Below are 14,966 nucleotides of genomic sequence, written 5' to 3' on the forward strand. Positions count from 1 at the left end.
AATTCCGATGAGTGACAACGACATTGCCCTGAAACCAAAGACCAAAGTTACGCCGAAGCTGGATAAGCCGAAGCTTTACAAGGTCATTCTCGTCAATGACGACTACACGCCGCGTGAGTTCGTCATCATGGTTCTGAAGGCCGTTTTCCGCATGAGCGAGGAAACATGCTATAAGGTTATGATGACCGCCCACAAGCTTGGTTCATGCGTGGTGGTCGTCTGCGCCAAGGATATTGCAGAAACAAAGGCGACCGAAGCGATCGACCTTGCCAAAGGCATGGGGTTCCCGCTCATGTTCACGACGGAACCAGAAGAGTAGCCTTCACCGCTCCTTCAGAACTCTGCGGGCCGGCGCATCTGGAAGCCGGTCTTGTTCTGCGCGAAGCCGCATCCTGCGTAGAAGCGGTGTGTTGCCGGATCCTTGGAGCCGGTAAGCAGCATCACCTTGTAGCAGCCGGCGTCCCATGCGGCAGCGGCAGCCGTGTCGATCAGGGATCGCGCGTGCCCCTGTTTGCGATAATCGGCGTGCGTCACGACATTCTCGATCAATGCATAGGATGCGCCGCCGCGGGTAAGGTTCGGTATGACGATCAGCGTGACCGATGAGATCGCCATCGCGCTGTCGAAGGCTGCAAACAGTGTAATGCCGGGGTGGGCGGCTATCTGGCGGAAGCGGCTTTCGGCGTCACCGCTTTCCATGTGCGGATCGTCGGGATTGAGATGCCGGTAGAGGGCAAGCAGCGTCGACAGGTCGCCTGACGCAGCCGGCCGGATGACGATCTCGGGGAGGGGCGCCATCTCAATCGTCCTTCTTGCCGAACATCTTCTTCAGCATGTCGGCCATGGGGCCTGATGTTGGCATTTTCGGCTGGTTGTGATTGCGGGCCTGGTGGATATGGGATTTTGCCGCCGGCTTCCTTTCCGGCTTCGGTGGCGTCTCCTCCTCGGCCTTGCCGCCGAGTGCCAGGGCGATCTTGTTCATCAGCTGGGAGTCTTCGCCGCGCACCAGCATGTCGGCGTGGTCGGCCAGCGTATCCAGCAAGGGCTCCAGCCAGGCCTGATCCGCCTTCGCGAAATCGCCGAGCACGTGATTGTGCACCAACTCCTTTGCTCCGGGATGGCCGATGCCAAGGCGCAGGCGTCGATATTCCTTGCCGCAATGGGCATCGATCGACTTGATGCCGTTATGGCCGCCATGCCCCCCGCCGATCTTCAGCCGGGCCTTTCCCGCGGCAAGATCGAGTTCATCGTAGATGACGGCCAGATCGGCCGGCTCCAGCTTGTAGAAGCGCATGGCCTCGCCCACGGCCTCGCCCGATAGGTTCATGAAGGTCTGCGGCTTCAGGAGAAGCACTTTCCGGCCGCCAAGCTCGCCTTCGGCGATTTCTGCCTTGAACTTCTTGCTCCACGGCGAAAAGCTGTGACGGCGATAGATCGCGTCGACGGCCATGAAGCCGATATTGTGACGGTTGCCCTGGTATTTGCCGCCGGGATTGCCGAGGCCTGCGATCAGAAACATGCGTTTCGCCCTTGCTGACGTGACGATGCCGTTCACGACAGCGAAACGGCGGCAATGTCAAGGTCGAAGTGGGAAACGGCCGAATGAGGCGTCAGTTATCGAGCTTCAGTCCGTATTGCAGGAACATCTGCTTCTGCCGGCCGTCTGCGATCAGCCGGTTGAGAGCGGCCTGCATCTTGGCCAGCAAGTCGTCGGGGAAATCCTTCTGGCAGGAGATGCCCATCGGCTGGCTGGCAAGCAATGTGACAGGCTCGATAGGCTGGCCTTCCTGCTGCAGCTTTTGGAAATAGAACTCCGATATCGGCATGAGGTCGATGCGGTCGCTGACGAGCTTCTTCATCGTCGACTTGAAGTCTGCAGCAACATCGATCTTCGGAAAGTTCGCCTGGCGGAGCAAGGTTTCCGTGTAGTCCTGCCGCCATGTGCCGACCACATATTTACGGGCCTCGTCGAGATCCTTCGCCTGAACGTCGGATCCCGTGTGCTTGATCAGGATGTTGTGATCGATCAGCAGCGGCTCGACCCATTTGAAGAGTTTGTCGCGTTCGGCATTGTGGGCCGTGACAAAGGCGCAGGTGAAGGGGGTTGTCTGCGCTAAGGTGTAGGCGCGTGCCCAGGGCATCACGTCGATCGTGTAGGGCGTGCCGATATCGGCCATGATGGCGTTGATCTCGTCGATGGTCGCGCCCTTGATGTCCTTTCCGTCCCTGTAGGCGAAAGGCGGATAATCTTCGGTGATGAAGCTGATGGTCTCCGCATGGGCGATCGAAGCCAACCCCCAAAAGACGAGAAAAAGGAGCTTGCGCATGGGATTTCTCCTCTCCGCTCATCCGCGGTCAAATGGCGTGCGCTACCGGACCGGTTTCCTGATGCGACAGCTTGTTCAAGGTTTCCAGCAAAATGTCAGGGTGTTGCGGGCGATGGAAAAGATAGCCCTGTCCATGATCGAGGCCCATGGCGCGTAACGTCGCGCATTCGTCTTCGGTCTCGATGCCCTCGGCAATGACGGTGCAATTCATCTTGTGCGACAGGGTCGTTATGCTTTCGACCAGCATGCGGCTCTTGCGGCGGACGTCCACCGACGCGTCGTTGACTGCACGGGTAAAGGATTGGTCGATCTTGATGATATTGACCGGGAAACGGTTGATGTAGCTCAGCGAGGAATAGCCGGTGCCGAAGTCATCGAGTGCGATACGGCAGCCGAAGCGGCAGATCTCGTTGATGATTGTGCGGATTTCCGGATTGTCGTCCATCAGCACCGCCTCCGTGATTTCGACCACGACCCGCTCTGGACGGATATCGTAGCGCGAGAGCAGGCCGGCAATGCGCATCGGCAGGCCGGGCTCGAACTGGAGCGGCGAGAAATTGATGGCGATGTAGGTGCTCTGCATTCCGTCGATGCGGGAGATCCGGGCAAGATTGGCAATCGCCTTTTCCATAATGCGGTTGCCGATGCGGATGATGGAGCCGGTTTCCTCGGCGACGTCGATGATGTCAGCCGGCGGCAGGACGCCCTTATGCGGATGATGAAGGCGCATCAGCGCTTCGAAGCCGGCGATGGACCGATCCTCGATATTGACGATTGGCTGCAGATGGGCTTCGAACCAGTCTTCGTTGAGACCGTTCTCGATATAGCTTTCGAATTCGGCGCGGCGACGGGAATCGTCCATCATGCTGTTGTCGAAAATCTGCGCACCGTTCTTGCCGTCGCGCTTTTTCGCGTACATCGCCATGTCGGACTTCAGCAGCAGCTCGGATGCGTTGGCTGCCTGCCGCGGATAGATCGCGATGCCGATGCTGGCGCTGAGGCGCGCATCGCCGACAAAGGGTGCGTGGAAGATTTCGGAGATGAGGGCCGACATTTCGATCGCCCTGGCTTCGGCATCCTCGGCCAAGAGAAGGACGGCGAATTCATCGCCTCCAAGGCGGGCCGCGATGTCGCCGGGCGACATACGCGACTGGAGGCGCGAGACGAGTTCACACAATGCTTCGTCGCCAGCCGCGTGGCCGAGATTGTCGTTGATCCACTTGAAGCGATCGAGGTCGATGAACAGGCAGGCGAGTTCGCGCTTGCGCAGATCGGCTTCATTGATCTTCGCATCGAGTGCGGTCTCGAAGCCTTGGCGATTGAGAAGGCCGGTCAGATGGTCGGTGATCGCCTGTCGCAGGTTGCGGTCTTCGGACTGCTTCAGGTCGGTAACGTCGGTCATGACCGAAAGCGCCAGACCGTCCTGGGTGGCCGTCGATTCAAGGATGAGCACATCCATGACCCGCTCATCCTTGCAGGAGAATTTCACGGTCACGTCAAGCCGGGCAGCGTTGTCGCTGCGGTTTACCTTGCGCCGTCCGTATTTTTCGCGGGACTCCGGCAGGATCAGGCTCTCGAACTTACGGCCGATGACATCGGTCCGAGCGTAGCCCGTGGCGGCCAGCCAATAGTCGCTGACGGCGGCGATACCGTCATCGCAGTCCAGTGAGAAGAGCATTGCCGGGGTGAGGTTATAGGTATCCGTCGCGCGGCGATGCGCGAGCTTCAGCTCGGTTTCCTCTCGCGCCAGCTTGATCTGCATTTCGTTAAAGCTTTGGGCAAGGCGCCCCATTTCGTCATTCGATTGCCAGTCGACATGATGGCGCGAGCCGAGCTGGCGCGTTGCCTCGATGGCATGGGTCAACCGCATCAGCGGCTGAATGACGAATATGCGATTTCCGATCAGCGCGGTGCCGAAAACAGTCAGCACGGCGAAGATGAAAATCGAGATGAAGACGATTTCCTCATGCTTTAGGCCGTCGAACAGACCGAGCTTGGGATAATAGACGGTGATCGCGCCGAGATTTTTGGTGCCGTCGACCGTCGTGTAGACGATCGAGTGGGAGATCGATTCCAGTTCGCCCTTGTAGGATTTGGGAATTGTCGACTGCGTGACGTCGAGCTGTCCGGAAATATCGCGGACATTGACCCTGACCACTGCTCCCTCGGCGACCGTCGTGGCGCTGATCTGGGTGACGCTATCCTCGTCGAGGTCCCACAGCGGCTTGGCGAGCGCTTGGGCGTTGGCCACGAGCAGGACCGAAATATGGTCCTTTATTTCCTTTTCGGCGCGCTCGGACGAAAGAAACAGGAACAACACAAAAAGCGGCGCGACAAATACGAGAAGCGCACCGCAAACGATTGCAAAAAACCTGTTCTCGACGGAGTTGTTCATCGTTCCGCTTCTTTCCGGGATCGTAGAAACATCATCCTGTCACCGTCGAGGAGGAAGTGTTTCTACAACTTCCGGCGTAAGCTTTCATGAATCCGTTAAATGTTGCTGAAACGTCTCGGTTAACATTCTGCAATGCCTCGCAAGCATCAGAAATGGAACGCTTTTACTTGTGCAGACGATTTTTGCGCCAAATAAAAAACCCGCCATCCCAAAGGGAAGGCGGGTCTGACTGCAGAAAGGCAAATATGCCGAAGCTTAAGCTTCGCCGCCTTCGCTCGTTTCTTCTTCCTGGGCGCCGCCAGCCGGAGCAACGATCGTCGCGATCGTGAAGTCGCGCTCAGTGATCGTGGGCGTAACGCCCTTCGGCAGGGTCACATGCGAGATGTGGATGCTGTCGCCGATCTTGTGGCCGGAGAGGTCGATCGTGAAGGCTTCCGGGATCGCATCGGCCGGGCAATGGACTTCGACTTCGTGACGAACGATGTTCAGTACACCGCCAGCCTTGAGGCCCGGGGACTTGTCTTCGTTTGCGAAGTGAACCGGGATTTCGACCGTAACCTGCGTGTTGCCGGATACGCGGAGGAAGTCCACATGCATCGTGAAGTCGCGGACCGGATCGAGCTGGTAGTCCTTCGGCAGAACCTTGTACTTCTTGCCGTCGACTTCGATCGTCGCGATGGTGGTCATGAAACCACCAGCATGAATGCGCTTCGTCACCTCATTGGTGTTGAGAGCGATAGAAATGGGGGCCTGCTTGTCACCATAGATGACAGCGGGAATCAAACCGTTGCGGCGAAGTTCACGGGCGGACCCCTTACCAACCCGTTCGCGCGCCTCGGCCTTGAGCTCGTAAGTTTCCTGGCTCATGGCTATTCCTTTCGAGGTTATTTGGAGAGCTTGCCCGCCTGCGGCATGCCGCATAAGGGGTAAGCTGGAGGAGGGCGAGCCCTGCCTCGTCCGCGTTGCCTCCAAGGGTGTCTACACGGACGCGTGGCCTATAATACAATGGCCGGGGAAACGCAAGTTTGTACGATGCAGCCCCGCAATGGGCCAAAATGGATTCTGGATACAACTTTTTGTGATCAAAGGTTGAAAATTTCAGTCGACGATTGTCCGCTTAGAGGAAGTTTTAAGCATCAAATTTGAAATATTACGAAATTAACGGATAGTACCATTCGCAGTGTCTATAGAGGACCCGTCAAAATTCGCGGTTTCTCTTCATGCTCAAGATCATTTCCTGCATCGCCGTTCAACATAGCCATTCCCACCTACTGTTTGCCAGCTGTATCTGCATCCTAGGCTCGCTGCTGACGATGCGGCTTTTCGGTCGGGTGCGCCGGACGCATGGGCTGCAGAGGTCCAACTGGATCTTCCTTACCGGTTTCGTCGGCGGAGCAATGATCTGGACCACGCATTTCATAGCGATGCTCGGCTACCAGACTCCGGTCATCAACGGCTACGATCCGACGCTGACGCTCGCTTCGCTGCTCTTGAGCATTGCGGTCACCGTCATTGGCTTCACAATCGCAGGATTGAGCCCAAGGGGCGCCCTGATCGAGGCGGGCGGAGCAATCGTCGGTCTCGGCATCGTCGTCATGCATTATACCGGCATCGCCGCCTACCGGGCGACCGGCGAGCTGCAATGGGATCACTCCTATGTGCTGGCTTCGGTGATCTTCGGCGCTTTCTTCGGCGGTCTTGCGACCAACCGGGTTTCGCGTCCGATCACCCGTTTCTGCAAGCATAGCGGGGCATTGGCGTTGGTCCTTGCCATCGTACTGACGCACTTCACCGGCATGGCCGGCCTTACGATTTCGCCCGACCCGGCGATGGAGATACCGCGGGAGATCATTTCGGCCAACATCATGACGGGCATCATCTGCGTTGTCATGTTGATCATTCTGCTGCTCGGCGCCTCGACCTATATTATCGACATGCAGTCGAACCAGGCGGCGGTGGAACGCTATCGGCATCTGTCCCTGCACGATCCGCTGACCAACCTTCCGAACCGGACGGCCTTCAACGAGCATCTTACGGGGCTGATCGAGCGCGCGAACGAGATCAAGAGCCAGATTGCGGTGCTCAGCTTCGATCTCGACCGTTTCAAGGAGATCAATGACGTCCACGGCCATTCGGCCGGCGATGCCGTCCTGCGGATCGTGGCGGAGCGCCTTGGAACCATCATGCAGAAGGGCGAATTCGTCGCTCGTATCGGTGGCGACGAATTCGTGGCTGTCCTGTTCGATTATTTCGTCCGTGCCGACGTCCGGGCGATGGCGCAGCGGGTGCTTGATGAGCTCAGCAAGCCGATCGCCTGGAATGACCAGGTTCTCTTCATCGGCTCCAGCGTCGGGATATCGACCTTTCCCCGCAACGCCACCAATATCGACGATCTGTTGTCTCAGGCCGACGTTGCCATGTATCGCGCAAAGACGACTGCGACGAACACGATCTGCTTCTACGATCCGTCGATGGACCAGGCGGCAAGAGAGCGCAATGCGCTTGCCATCGAAATGCGCGAAGGCATCGAAAAGGGCGAGTTCGAGCTGTTCTATCAGCAGCAGAATGACACGGTTACCCGCAGGATAGTCGGATTCGAAGTATTGCTGCGCTGGCATCACCCAGTGCGGGGCATGATCCCACCAAGCGAATTCATTCCGATCGCGGAAAAGACCGGCTTCATCCTGGAACTTGGTGAGTGGGTCCTGCGCGCGGCCTGTGCGGAGGCGGCGACCTGGAAACAGCCTTTGCGGATCGCCGTCAATGTCGCGCCGCAGCAGCTTGCAGACAACAGGCTGCCGCAGGTGGTGCATCAGATCCTCTTGGAAACCGGCCTTTCCGCCTCTCGTCTCGAACTCGAGATCACCGAATCCAGCATCATCGCAAACCATCAACATGCCCTGCATGTGATCCGCCAGTTGAAGAAGCTTGGGGTCAAGGTGGCGATGGACGATTACGGCACCGGCTATTCGTCACTGTCGACGCTGCAGAGCTTCCCCTTCGACAAGATCAAGATCGACCGCGCGTTTGTCGATGGCGTCGTCTCCAGCAAGCAGTCTGCTGCCATCGTTCGTTCGACACTCATTCTTGCCGCCAGCCTCGACATTCCCGTTCTGGCCGAGGGGGTGGAGCGCGAGGAGCACATGGATTTCCTGCGCCGGGAAGGATGCCTGCAAGTTCAGGGCTTTCTCTTCGGCAAGCCGATGCCACGCTCCGGCATCGAAAACTTCGTCAATGCGCCCAACGTAGCGGTTGCGACAACAGACGAGCAAGCGTCGCCGCCCACGCCGGAAGAACCCGGCAACGCCGCGGCCGCCTGATTCACCTAAACTTGTCGTTTCCTTTCAAACGCATGGGTTGACATTGAGCCCGCGCCTCTTCCACAGTCGCATCATGCGTAACGGGAGAGTCAGATGGTGCGTCCTCAAATCATCGTCGTCGCGGGAATGTTCGTTTTCGGTCTCGCAGGTGTCTCCCAGGCTGCTGAAATCAGCGAGCAGGGCGCCCGCGAGCTTAGAAACGCCATCAATCACGCTTTCTCGCAGGATCTCGTAAAAAGCGGCTTCATACGTGTGAAGCCCGCCGAGAACGCCTATGAAGTCACCTTCGATGTGGGGCAGTTTCTCGACAAGGTCAGTTCGTCCGATTTCTCGATTACCGGGCTGAAGCCCCAGATGTACCTGGTCGCACCGCTTGCGAACGGCCTCTGGAATATCGAGCAGAACAACGATGGCATCAATCTGACGATGCATTCGAAGTTCGGGCCGGAGCCGGCGACGGACATGACCGCCTCGCTGGGTCCTTCGACCTATAGTGGCGTCTTCGATCCCGCGATCAGCTATCTTCGCTCGGCCAATTTCTCCGGGAAGGACTTCAAGTCGTCCTCTGTGACCGGTGCTCAGGCGACGGAGATGACTGCGGGCGCAATAAATTCGACGCTGGCGACCATAGACAGCGGCGAGGGCCATAAGGTCGATTTTCATATCAGCAGCAACATGTCGTCGCTCTACAACAAGGTTGTTGCCCCGAATCTGGCCGGTTTTGAATTTCGCTCTGACTCAATGGGCGTCGAAGCGTCCGCAACAGGTGTCCCGGTCATCGAGGTGCGCGATCTGTTGCGTTTCCTCTTTCAACATATCAAGGCGAAGACTCTTTCCAAAAAGGGTAGCGACCGCTTCAAGGAGTTGGTGCGCGGCGCGTTGCCGGTCTTCAATCACTTTCAAGAGTCTGTCGATGCTCAAGGCGTGACTGTAACGACCGAGAAAGGAAACGCCGGGATCAAGAGGCTGAATTATTCCTTCCAGATGGATGGTATAACCAAGGCGTCACGCATCGATTTCGGCGTCCGGGCACAGGACTTCACGCTCGCGGATGGGCTTGTGCCTGCGATTTATGCTCCGCTCGTTCCGAGTGCTGCGGAACTTCAGTTCGGTATTCCGAACATGAATTTCGCCGATGCCGTCGACCTTGCGTTGCATGCCGATTTTTCCAAGGCTTCGCCGCTCTCGAAGGAGGACAGCGACAAGATCGGGCAGATCATATTCCCCGGCCAAAACCTGATGATCGACATGCCCAAGCTGAGCGCGATTTCATCCGTCTATGATGTCGAGGTATCCGGCAAGCTGCTAGCGAATTTGAAGGAAAAAAATCACTTCTCGATGCAGGCTTCGATCCTTGCGCGCGACTACGACAAGACGATTTCCTTCATCCAGAATGTGGCCAAGACCGATCCTGAGCTCAATAAGGTATCCTTCAGCCTGATGGCGGCCAAGGGGTTTGCCAAGACTGATCCCGATGGCCGTCAGCGCTGGGACATCACCGTGGCCGAAGACGGCACTTTTACCATCAACGGCCAAGTGATGAAAATACCGGCAGCGCCGTCCGGTCCCACCGGGACTCCCTGATCCGCTCTTAAAAGCGGGTTTTGCAGCATCGCTGGTTGCGCAGTCGCTAAATTATGACCGGCGCTGCGACTTTTATATTTGCAACAGATGCCGTTGCGAGACACAATCCGCATCGTGCTTTGGGAGGAGCCGATGCTGACCGATAGAGCGCACGCCGAGCGTGTCTACGCAAGTGCGCAGCAGAAATCCGCAGCCGCCAGTTCTCCGATCGTTGCGTCCTGGTGCCGCTGCATGACCGAGTACATGCTGGCACCAGAGGAGCAGCGCTCGCCGTTGCGGCTGACGGAACAGGAATTCCGCGAGGCGAGGGAGCAATCCACCCGTCTAATTGCGGACGCTGCCGACGAACTCGATCGGCTGTTCCTGACGGTCGGCAAAGCCGGCTGCTGCCTGCTTCTTACCGATGGGAATGGTGTCGCGCTGGATCGCCGCGGCGCCGTCACCGACGACAAGGATTTCTACAGGCTTGGGCTCTGGCCGGGATCGATCTGGAGCGAAGCAAGCATCGGCACGAACGGTATCGGCACGGCACTTGCCGATGGGCGGCCGGTGGCGGTTTTCCGTGATCAGCACTTTCTCTCGTCCAACATTCGCCTCAGCTGCACGACGGCGCCGATCAGGGATCATCGCGGCCAGCTTGCCGCGGCGCTGGATATTTCCACGTGCCGCGAGGACGTCAACGAGATGGGCCTTGCCATTCTTTCGCAGGCGGTGCGCGACGCCGCGCTTCGCATCGAAACCAATCTTTTCCGCAGCGCGTTTCCCGGCGCACGTTTCGTCATGGTGCCGGCAGGCGTCAATCCGACCGCTGCTCTTCTTGCCGTGGACAAGGATGATCTTGTGCTCGGTGCAACGAGGGCTGCTCGCATAGCGCTGAAGCTCGACGATGCCCGCATTGCGGCAGGATTGCCGGCGGCCGATGCGCTGCATGAAAGGCGCAGCGACGATGGGTCGGATTTGCTGGAGGCGGAGCGGGCGGCGCTGCGGCGCGTGCTGTCGCGTGCCAATGGCAATGTCTCGCAGGCGGCAATGTTGCTTGGAATCAGCCGCGCGACCATGCATCGAAAGATGAAGAAGCTCGCGGTCCACTAGGAAAATACATCGTTATTAGCGTGTCCGAATCCTCGTTGCGGAGAGGCCGGTCATAGGCGGCCATTCCTTGCTGCAATCCTGTCGCACAAGTGAAACACTGTGCACTGCGGTATGGACTTCAAGCCCTATGTAATACCGCAAAGTCAGCACAGATTTGCCCCCATTGGTTCGCTTCGGACCATTTCATCATGGGAGGATGACATGCTGCATCAGAAAGTCGTCGAGTCGCCGTTCAAGCTGAAATATGGCAACTATATTGGCGGTGAATGGCGCGAGCCGATCTCGGGCAAATATTTCGAAAACGTGACGCCCGTCACAGGCGGCAAGCTTTGCGACATTCCCCGTTCCGATGAGAAAGACATCAACGCAGCCCTCGACGCTGCCCACGCCGCAAAGGAAAAGTGGGGCCAGACCTCGACGACCGAGCGCTGCAATATCCTGATGAAGATCGCCCAGCGGATGGAGGACAAGCTGGAACTGCTTGCTCAGGCCGAGACCTGGGACAATGGCAAGCCGATCCGCGAAACGATGGCCGCCGATATTCCGCTGGCGATCGATCACTTCCGCTATTTTGCCGCCTGCATCCGCGCGCAGGAGGGCTCAATCGGCGAGATCGATCACGACACGATCGCCTATCATTTCCATGAGCCACTCGGCGTGGTCGGGCAGATCATTCCGTGGAACTTTCCGATCCTGATGGCCACATGGAAGCTGGCGCCGGCACTTGCCGCCGGCAACTGCGTCGTTATCAAGCCGGCCGAACAGACGCCGGCCTCGATCTTGCTCTGGGCGGAACTCGTCGGTGACCTGCTGCCGCCGGGCGTCTTGAACATCGTCAACGGCTTCGGCCTCGAGGCCGGCAAGCCGCTGGCCTCCAGCCCGCGTATCGCCAAAATCGCCTTTACCGGCGAAACGACGACAGGCCGGATGATCATGCAATATGCCAGCCAGAACCTGATCCCCGTCACCCTGGAGTTGGGCGGAAAGTCACCGAATATCTTCTTCGACGACGTGATGGCAGCGGATGACGATTTCCTCGACAAATCGCTCGAAGGCTTTGCCATGTTTGCCCTCAACCAGGGCGAAGTCTGCACATGCCCCAGCCGCGCTCTTATCCAGGAATCCATCTATGACCGGTTCATGGAGAAGGCCGTGAAGCGCGTGGAAGCGATCAAGCAGGGCAACCCGCTCGATCCGGCAACGATGATCGGCGCCCAGGCATCCAGCGAGCAGCTGGAAAAGATCTTGTCTTACCTCGACATCGGCAAGCAGGAAGGCGCGCAGGTACTGACCGGCGGTTCGCGCAACGATCTCGGCGGCGAGCTCGCGAGCGGCTACTACGTCAAGCCGACGATCTTCAAGGGACACAACAAGATGCGTGTGTTCCAGGAAGAAATCTTCGGTCCTGTCGTCTCCGTCACCACCTTCAAGGACGAGAAAGAGGCGCTGGAGATCGCCAACGATACGCTTTACGGCCTCGGGGCCGGTGTCTGGAGCCGTGATGCCAACCGTTGCTATCGCTTCGGCCGTGGCATCCAGGCCGGTCGTGTCTGGACGAATTGCTATCACGCCTATCCGGCCCATGCGGCCTTCGGTGGCTACAAGCAATCCGGCGTCGGCCGCGAGAACCACAAGATGATGCTCGATCACTACCAGCAGACCAAGAACATGCTGGTGAGCTACAGCCCGAAGGCGCTCGGTTTCTTCTGAGAACCTACAGGATTATAATACTCAACTCGCCCACTCCCTCAGCGGGGAGTGGGCATATTTGCCTTAGGAGGCCGTCATGGACTCAGTTGTGAATGGCGAACCGCGGGTTCTTGCCACCGATGCCGCGCTCGATCTCATCCGGGAGATACAGAAGGACTATCCGGATATCCTGTTCCATCAGTCCGGTGGCTGCTGCGACGGGTCTTCCCCCATGTGCTATCCGGCGAACGAGTTCATGATCGGCGATCATGATGTGAAGCTCGGCGAGATTGGCGGAGTGCCGGTCTATATCAGCGGCAGCCAGTTCGAAGTGTGGAAGCATACACAACTCATCATCGATGTCGTGCCTGGCAGGGGCGGGATGTTCTCGCTCGACAACGGCCGGGAGAAACGCTTCCTTACCCGCTCGCGCCTTTTCGGCGGCGGCGAGGCCTGTGCGGTACCTTCGGTCGCTCGCGTCTGATCAGCTTTCCGCTCGGCTGCGGGCGAAGTTTGCCGCCATGTCGATGAAGGCGCGCAGCTTTGGTTGCGTCTGGGATCGGGCGGGAAAATAGAGGAACAGACCCGGCGATGTTGGCAGATAATCGTCGAGGACGCTTTCGAGACGTCCTTCGGCGATTGCATCGCGCACCGAAAGATCTGCAAGATACGAGAGCCCGGCGCCGGACTGCGCCATCTGCATCAGCAGATCGAAGTCATTTACGGTGATCGCGCCCGGCACATCCACCGAGAACTCGCGGCCGTCGTGCTCGAACTCCCAGCGGTAGATCGCGCCGGACGCGGGATATCGATAGCGGATCGCCTCGTGATGGGTCAGATCTTCCGGTGTCTCGGGGCGGCCGGCCCTGGCGAAATAGCCTGTAGCGCCGACGACGCACCATTTGATTTCAGGCGTCAGGCGAATAGCGATCATGTCCTTTTCGATCGCTTCGCCGATGCGGATGCCTGCGTCAAAGCCGCGTTGGGTGATGTCGACCGCGGCGTCTTCGACGGATATCTCAACCGATATGTCTGGATAGGCCTCACGAAACCGGGGCAGCAGCGGCATCACGATCAGCGGCAGGGCCATGCGCGGGACGCTGAGCCGCAGATTGCCGACAGGCCGATCGCGAAAATTGGCCAGCATGTCGATCGCGTCGCCAATCTCTTCCGCTGCGGGGCGAAGCCGCTTTACAAGTGCCTCTCCTGCTTCGGTCAGTGCGACGCGTCTGGTCGTGCGGACAAAAAGTGGAACGCCGAAGCGTCGCTCGATAGCGCGGATCGACTGGCTGACCGCCGTTGGCGTGACCCCGAGGGCTGCGGCTGCGGCGGTAAAGCTGCGATGCTCCGCAACGCTGAGAAACTCCGTCAGGCCATCGAATGGATCGGCCAGCATGTCATTATGAACTCCTGCTTCATAGCTCTTATAGCTATCACCGATTTCTCAACATAATAAAATGGTGCATTTTCTTCCCGAGCCATACCGGCTGATACCAGAGATGGAGGACGATATGCAGTACAGGACCCTTGGGGAAACCGGCCTTGCCGTTTCACGGCTTGCCTTCGGCGCCATGACGTTTACCGCTGGCGATCGGTCGATCGGCAGCATCTACAAGACCGAGGCTGGTGTGGCCGATCAGCTGATCGGCAAGGCGCTGGAGGCTGGCGTCAATTTCTTCGACACTTCCGATGCCTATGCGTCCGGGCAATCGGAGAGGATATTGGGCGCGGCTCTAAAAGGGCGGCGCAACGATGTTGTCATCGCCACCAAGGTTGGATTCCGCACTGGGGCGGCTCTTACCCAGGCCGGTCTCTCCCGGCGTCACATAATCTGGTCGGTCGAGGAGAGCCTGAAGCGGCTGGGCACGGAATGGATCGATGTCTACATCGTCCATAAGGAGGATCCCTATACGCCGCTCGAAGAGACATTGTCGGCCCTTGATGCTGTCGTTCGCTCCGGCAAGGTTCGGTATATCGGCTTCTCCAATTGGTCCGCCTGGAAGGTTGCGGCTGCCATGGAGATCCAGAAAGCCAGTGGGCTGGCGCGCTTCACGCATGGGCAGATGCACTATTCGCTGCTCGGCCGTGACGTGGAACGCGATGTCATTCCGATGATGCGGCGATACGGGCTTGGCCTGACGGTCTGGAGCCCGCTGGCATCAGGGTTCCTTTCGGGGAAGTACACGCGCGAAAACCTGGCCGATCCTGACAATCGCTATTCCGGCTTCGATATCCTGCCTTTCGACAAGGAGCACGGGTTCCAGCTTGTGGAGGCCATGAAGGCGATTGCGGATGCGCATCGGGCAAGCGTCGCGCAGGTGGCGATCGCCTGGCTTCTGGCGAAGGAAGCCGTCACCAGCGTGTTGCTGGGCGCATCAAAGCCGCATCAGCTTGCAGATAATCTGGGCGCCGTCGATCTTGTCCTCAGCGATGCGAATGTTGCCGCACTCGATGCAGCGACGCCTCTTTCGCCGGTCTATCCCAACTGGTTTATCGACAATCTGGCCGATGAACCGATGAAAACAGCGTTGGAAAAATAGGTCGAGACAAAAAGACCGG

Annotated in this window: 13 protein-coding genes; 7 read left to right on the forward strand and 6 right to left on the reverse strand. The window is 58.4% G+C overall.

Going from position 1 to position 14,966, the window contains the following annotated elements; all coding sequences use genetic code 11:
- The first annotated feature begins 7 nt into the window (after window positions 1-7).
- Entirely contained in the window at window positions 8-319 is a 312-nt protein-coding gene (clpS, locus tag EV561_RS07590; protein WP_132519395.1) for an ATP-dependent Clp protease adapter ClpS, read from the forward strand.
- 14 nt (window positions 320-333) lie between these two features.
- On the opposite strand, the gene EV561_RS07595 is transcribed toward clpS, so the two are convergent.
- The 5 genes from EV561_RS07595 to EV561_RS07615 form a co-directional block, all read right to left on the reverse strand.
- Window positions 334-798, reverse strand: coding sequence for a GNAT family N-acetyltransferase (locus tag EV561_RS07595; protein ID WP_132519398.1), 465 nt, complete (start codon window positions 796-798; stop codon window positions 334-336).
- A gap of 1 nt (window position 799) precedes the next feature.
- Window positions 800-1,519: an aminoacyl-tRNA hydrolase gene (gene pth / locus EV561_RS07600; RefSeq protein ID WP_132519401.1), complete on the reverse strand. Its 720-nt coding sequence runs from the start codon at window positions 1,517-1,519 to the stop codon at window positions 800-802.
- A 91-nt stretch (window positions 1,520-1,610) separates the two neighbouring features.
- Window positions 1,611-2,327, reverse strand: coding sequence for a transporter substrate-binding domain-containing protein (locus EV561_RS07605; protein ID WP_132519404.1), 717 nt, complete (start codon window positions 2,325-2,327; stop codon window positions 1,611-1,613).
- A gap of 28 nt (window positions 2,328-2,355) precedes the next feature.
- Entirely contained in the window at window positions 2,356-4,722 is a 2,367-nt protein-coding gene (locus EV561_RS07610) for an EAL domain-containing protein (RefSeq protein WP_132519407.1), read from the reverse strand.
- 255 nt (window positions 4,723-4,977) lie between these two features.
- Entirely contained in the window at window positions 4,978-5,589 is a 612-nt protein-coding gene (locus EV561_RS07615; protein ID WP_132519410.1) for a 50S ribosomal protein L25/general stress protein Ctc, read from the reverse strand.
- Between the two features lie 353 nt (window positions 5,590-5,942).
- On the opposite strand from EV561_RS07615, the gene EV561_RS07620 reads away from it, so the two are divergent.
- From EV561_RS07620 to EV561_RS07640, 5 genes are all read left to right on the forward strand, one after another.
- Complete coding sequence (locus EV561_RS07620) at window positions 5,943-8,042, forward strand: bifunctional diguanylate cyclase/phosphodiesterase (RefSeq protein ID WP_132519413.1); 2,100 nt, start codon at window positions 5,943-5,945, stop codon at window positions 8,040-8,042.
- Between the two features lie 93 nt (window positions 8,043-8,135).
- Window positions 8,136-9,626, forward strand: coding sequence for a hypothetical protein (locus tag EV561_RS07625; RefSeq protein ID WP_132519416.1), 1,491 nt, complete (start codon window positions 8,136-8,138; stop codon window positions 9,624-9,626).
- A 132-nt stretch (window positions 9,627-9,758) separates the two neighbouring features.
- A complete protein-coding gene (locus EV561_RS07630; protein WP_132519419.1) occupies window positions 9,759-10,718 on the forward strand; it encodes a GAF domain-containing protein in 960 nt (319 codons plus the stop codon).
- Window positions 10,719-10,919: 201 nt separating this feature from the next.
- Window positions 10,920-12,428, forward strand: a complete 1,509-nt coding sequence (gene adh / locus EV561_RS07635; protein WP_132519422.1) for an aldehyde dehydrogenase — start codon at window positions 10,920-10,922, stop codon at window positions 12,426-12,428.
- A 76-nt stretch (window positions 12,429-12,504) separates the two neighbouring features.
- Window positions 12,505-12,891: a DUF779 domain-containing protein gene (locus EV561_RS07640; RefSeq protein ID WP_132519425.1), complete on the forward strand. Its 387-nt coding sequence runs from the start codon at window positions 12,505-12,507 to the stop codon at window positions 12,889-12,891.
- On the opposite strand, the gene EV561_RS07645 is transcribed toward EV561_RS07640, so the two are convergent.
- The gene (locus EV561_RS07645) at window positions 12,892-13,803 is read right to left on the reverse strand and encodes a LysR family transcriptional regulator (RefSeq protein WP_132519428.1); all 912 of its coding nucleotides are present in this window, start codon (window positions 13,801-13,803) and stop codon (window positions 12,892-12,894) included.
- A gap of 115 nt (window positions 13,804-13,918) precedes the next feature.
- On the opposite strand from EV561_RS07645, the gene EV561_RS07650 reads away from it, so the two are divergent.
- A complete protein-coding gene (locus EV561_RS07650) occupies window positions 13,919-14,947 on the forward strand; it encodes an aldo/keto reductase (RefSeq protein ID WP_132519431.1) in 1,029 nt (342 codons plus the stop codon).
- Window positions 14,948-14,966 lie beyond the last annotated feature (19 nt).

Source organism: Rhizobium sp. BK376 (assembly GCF_004341625.1).
Classification (GTDB): domain Bacteria; phylum Pseudomonadota; class Alphaproteobacteria; order Rhizobiales; family Rhizobiaceae; genus Rhizobium.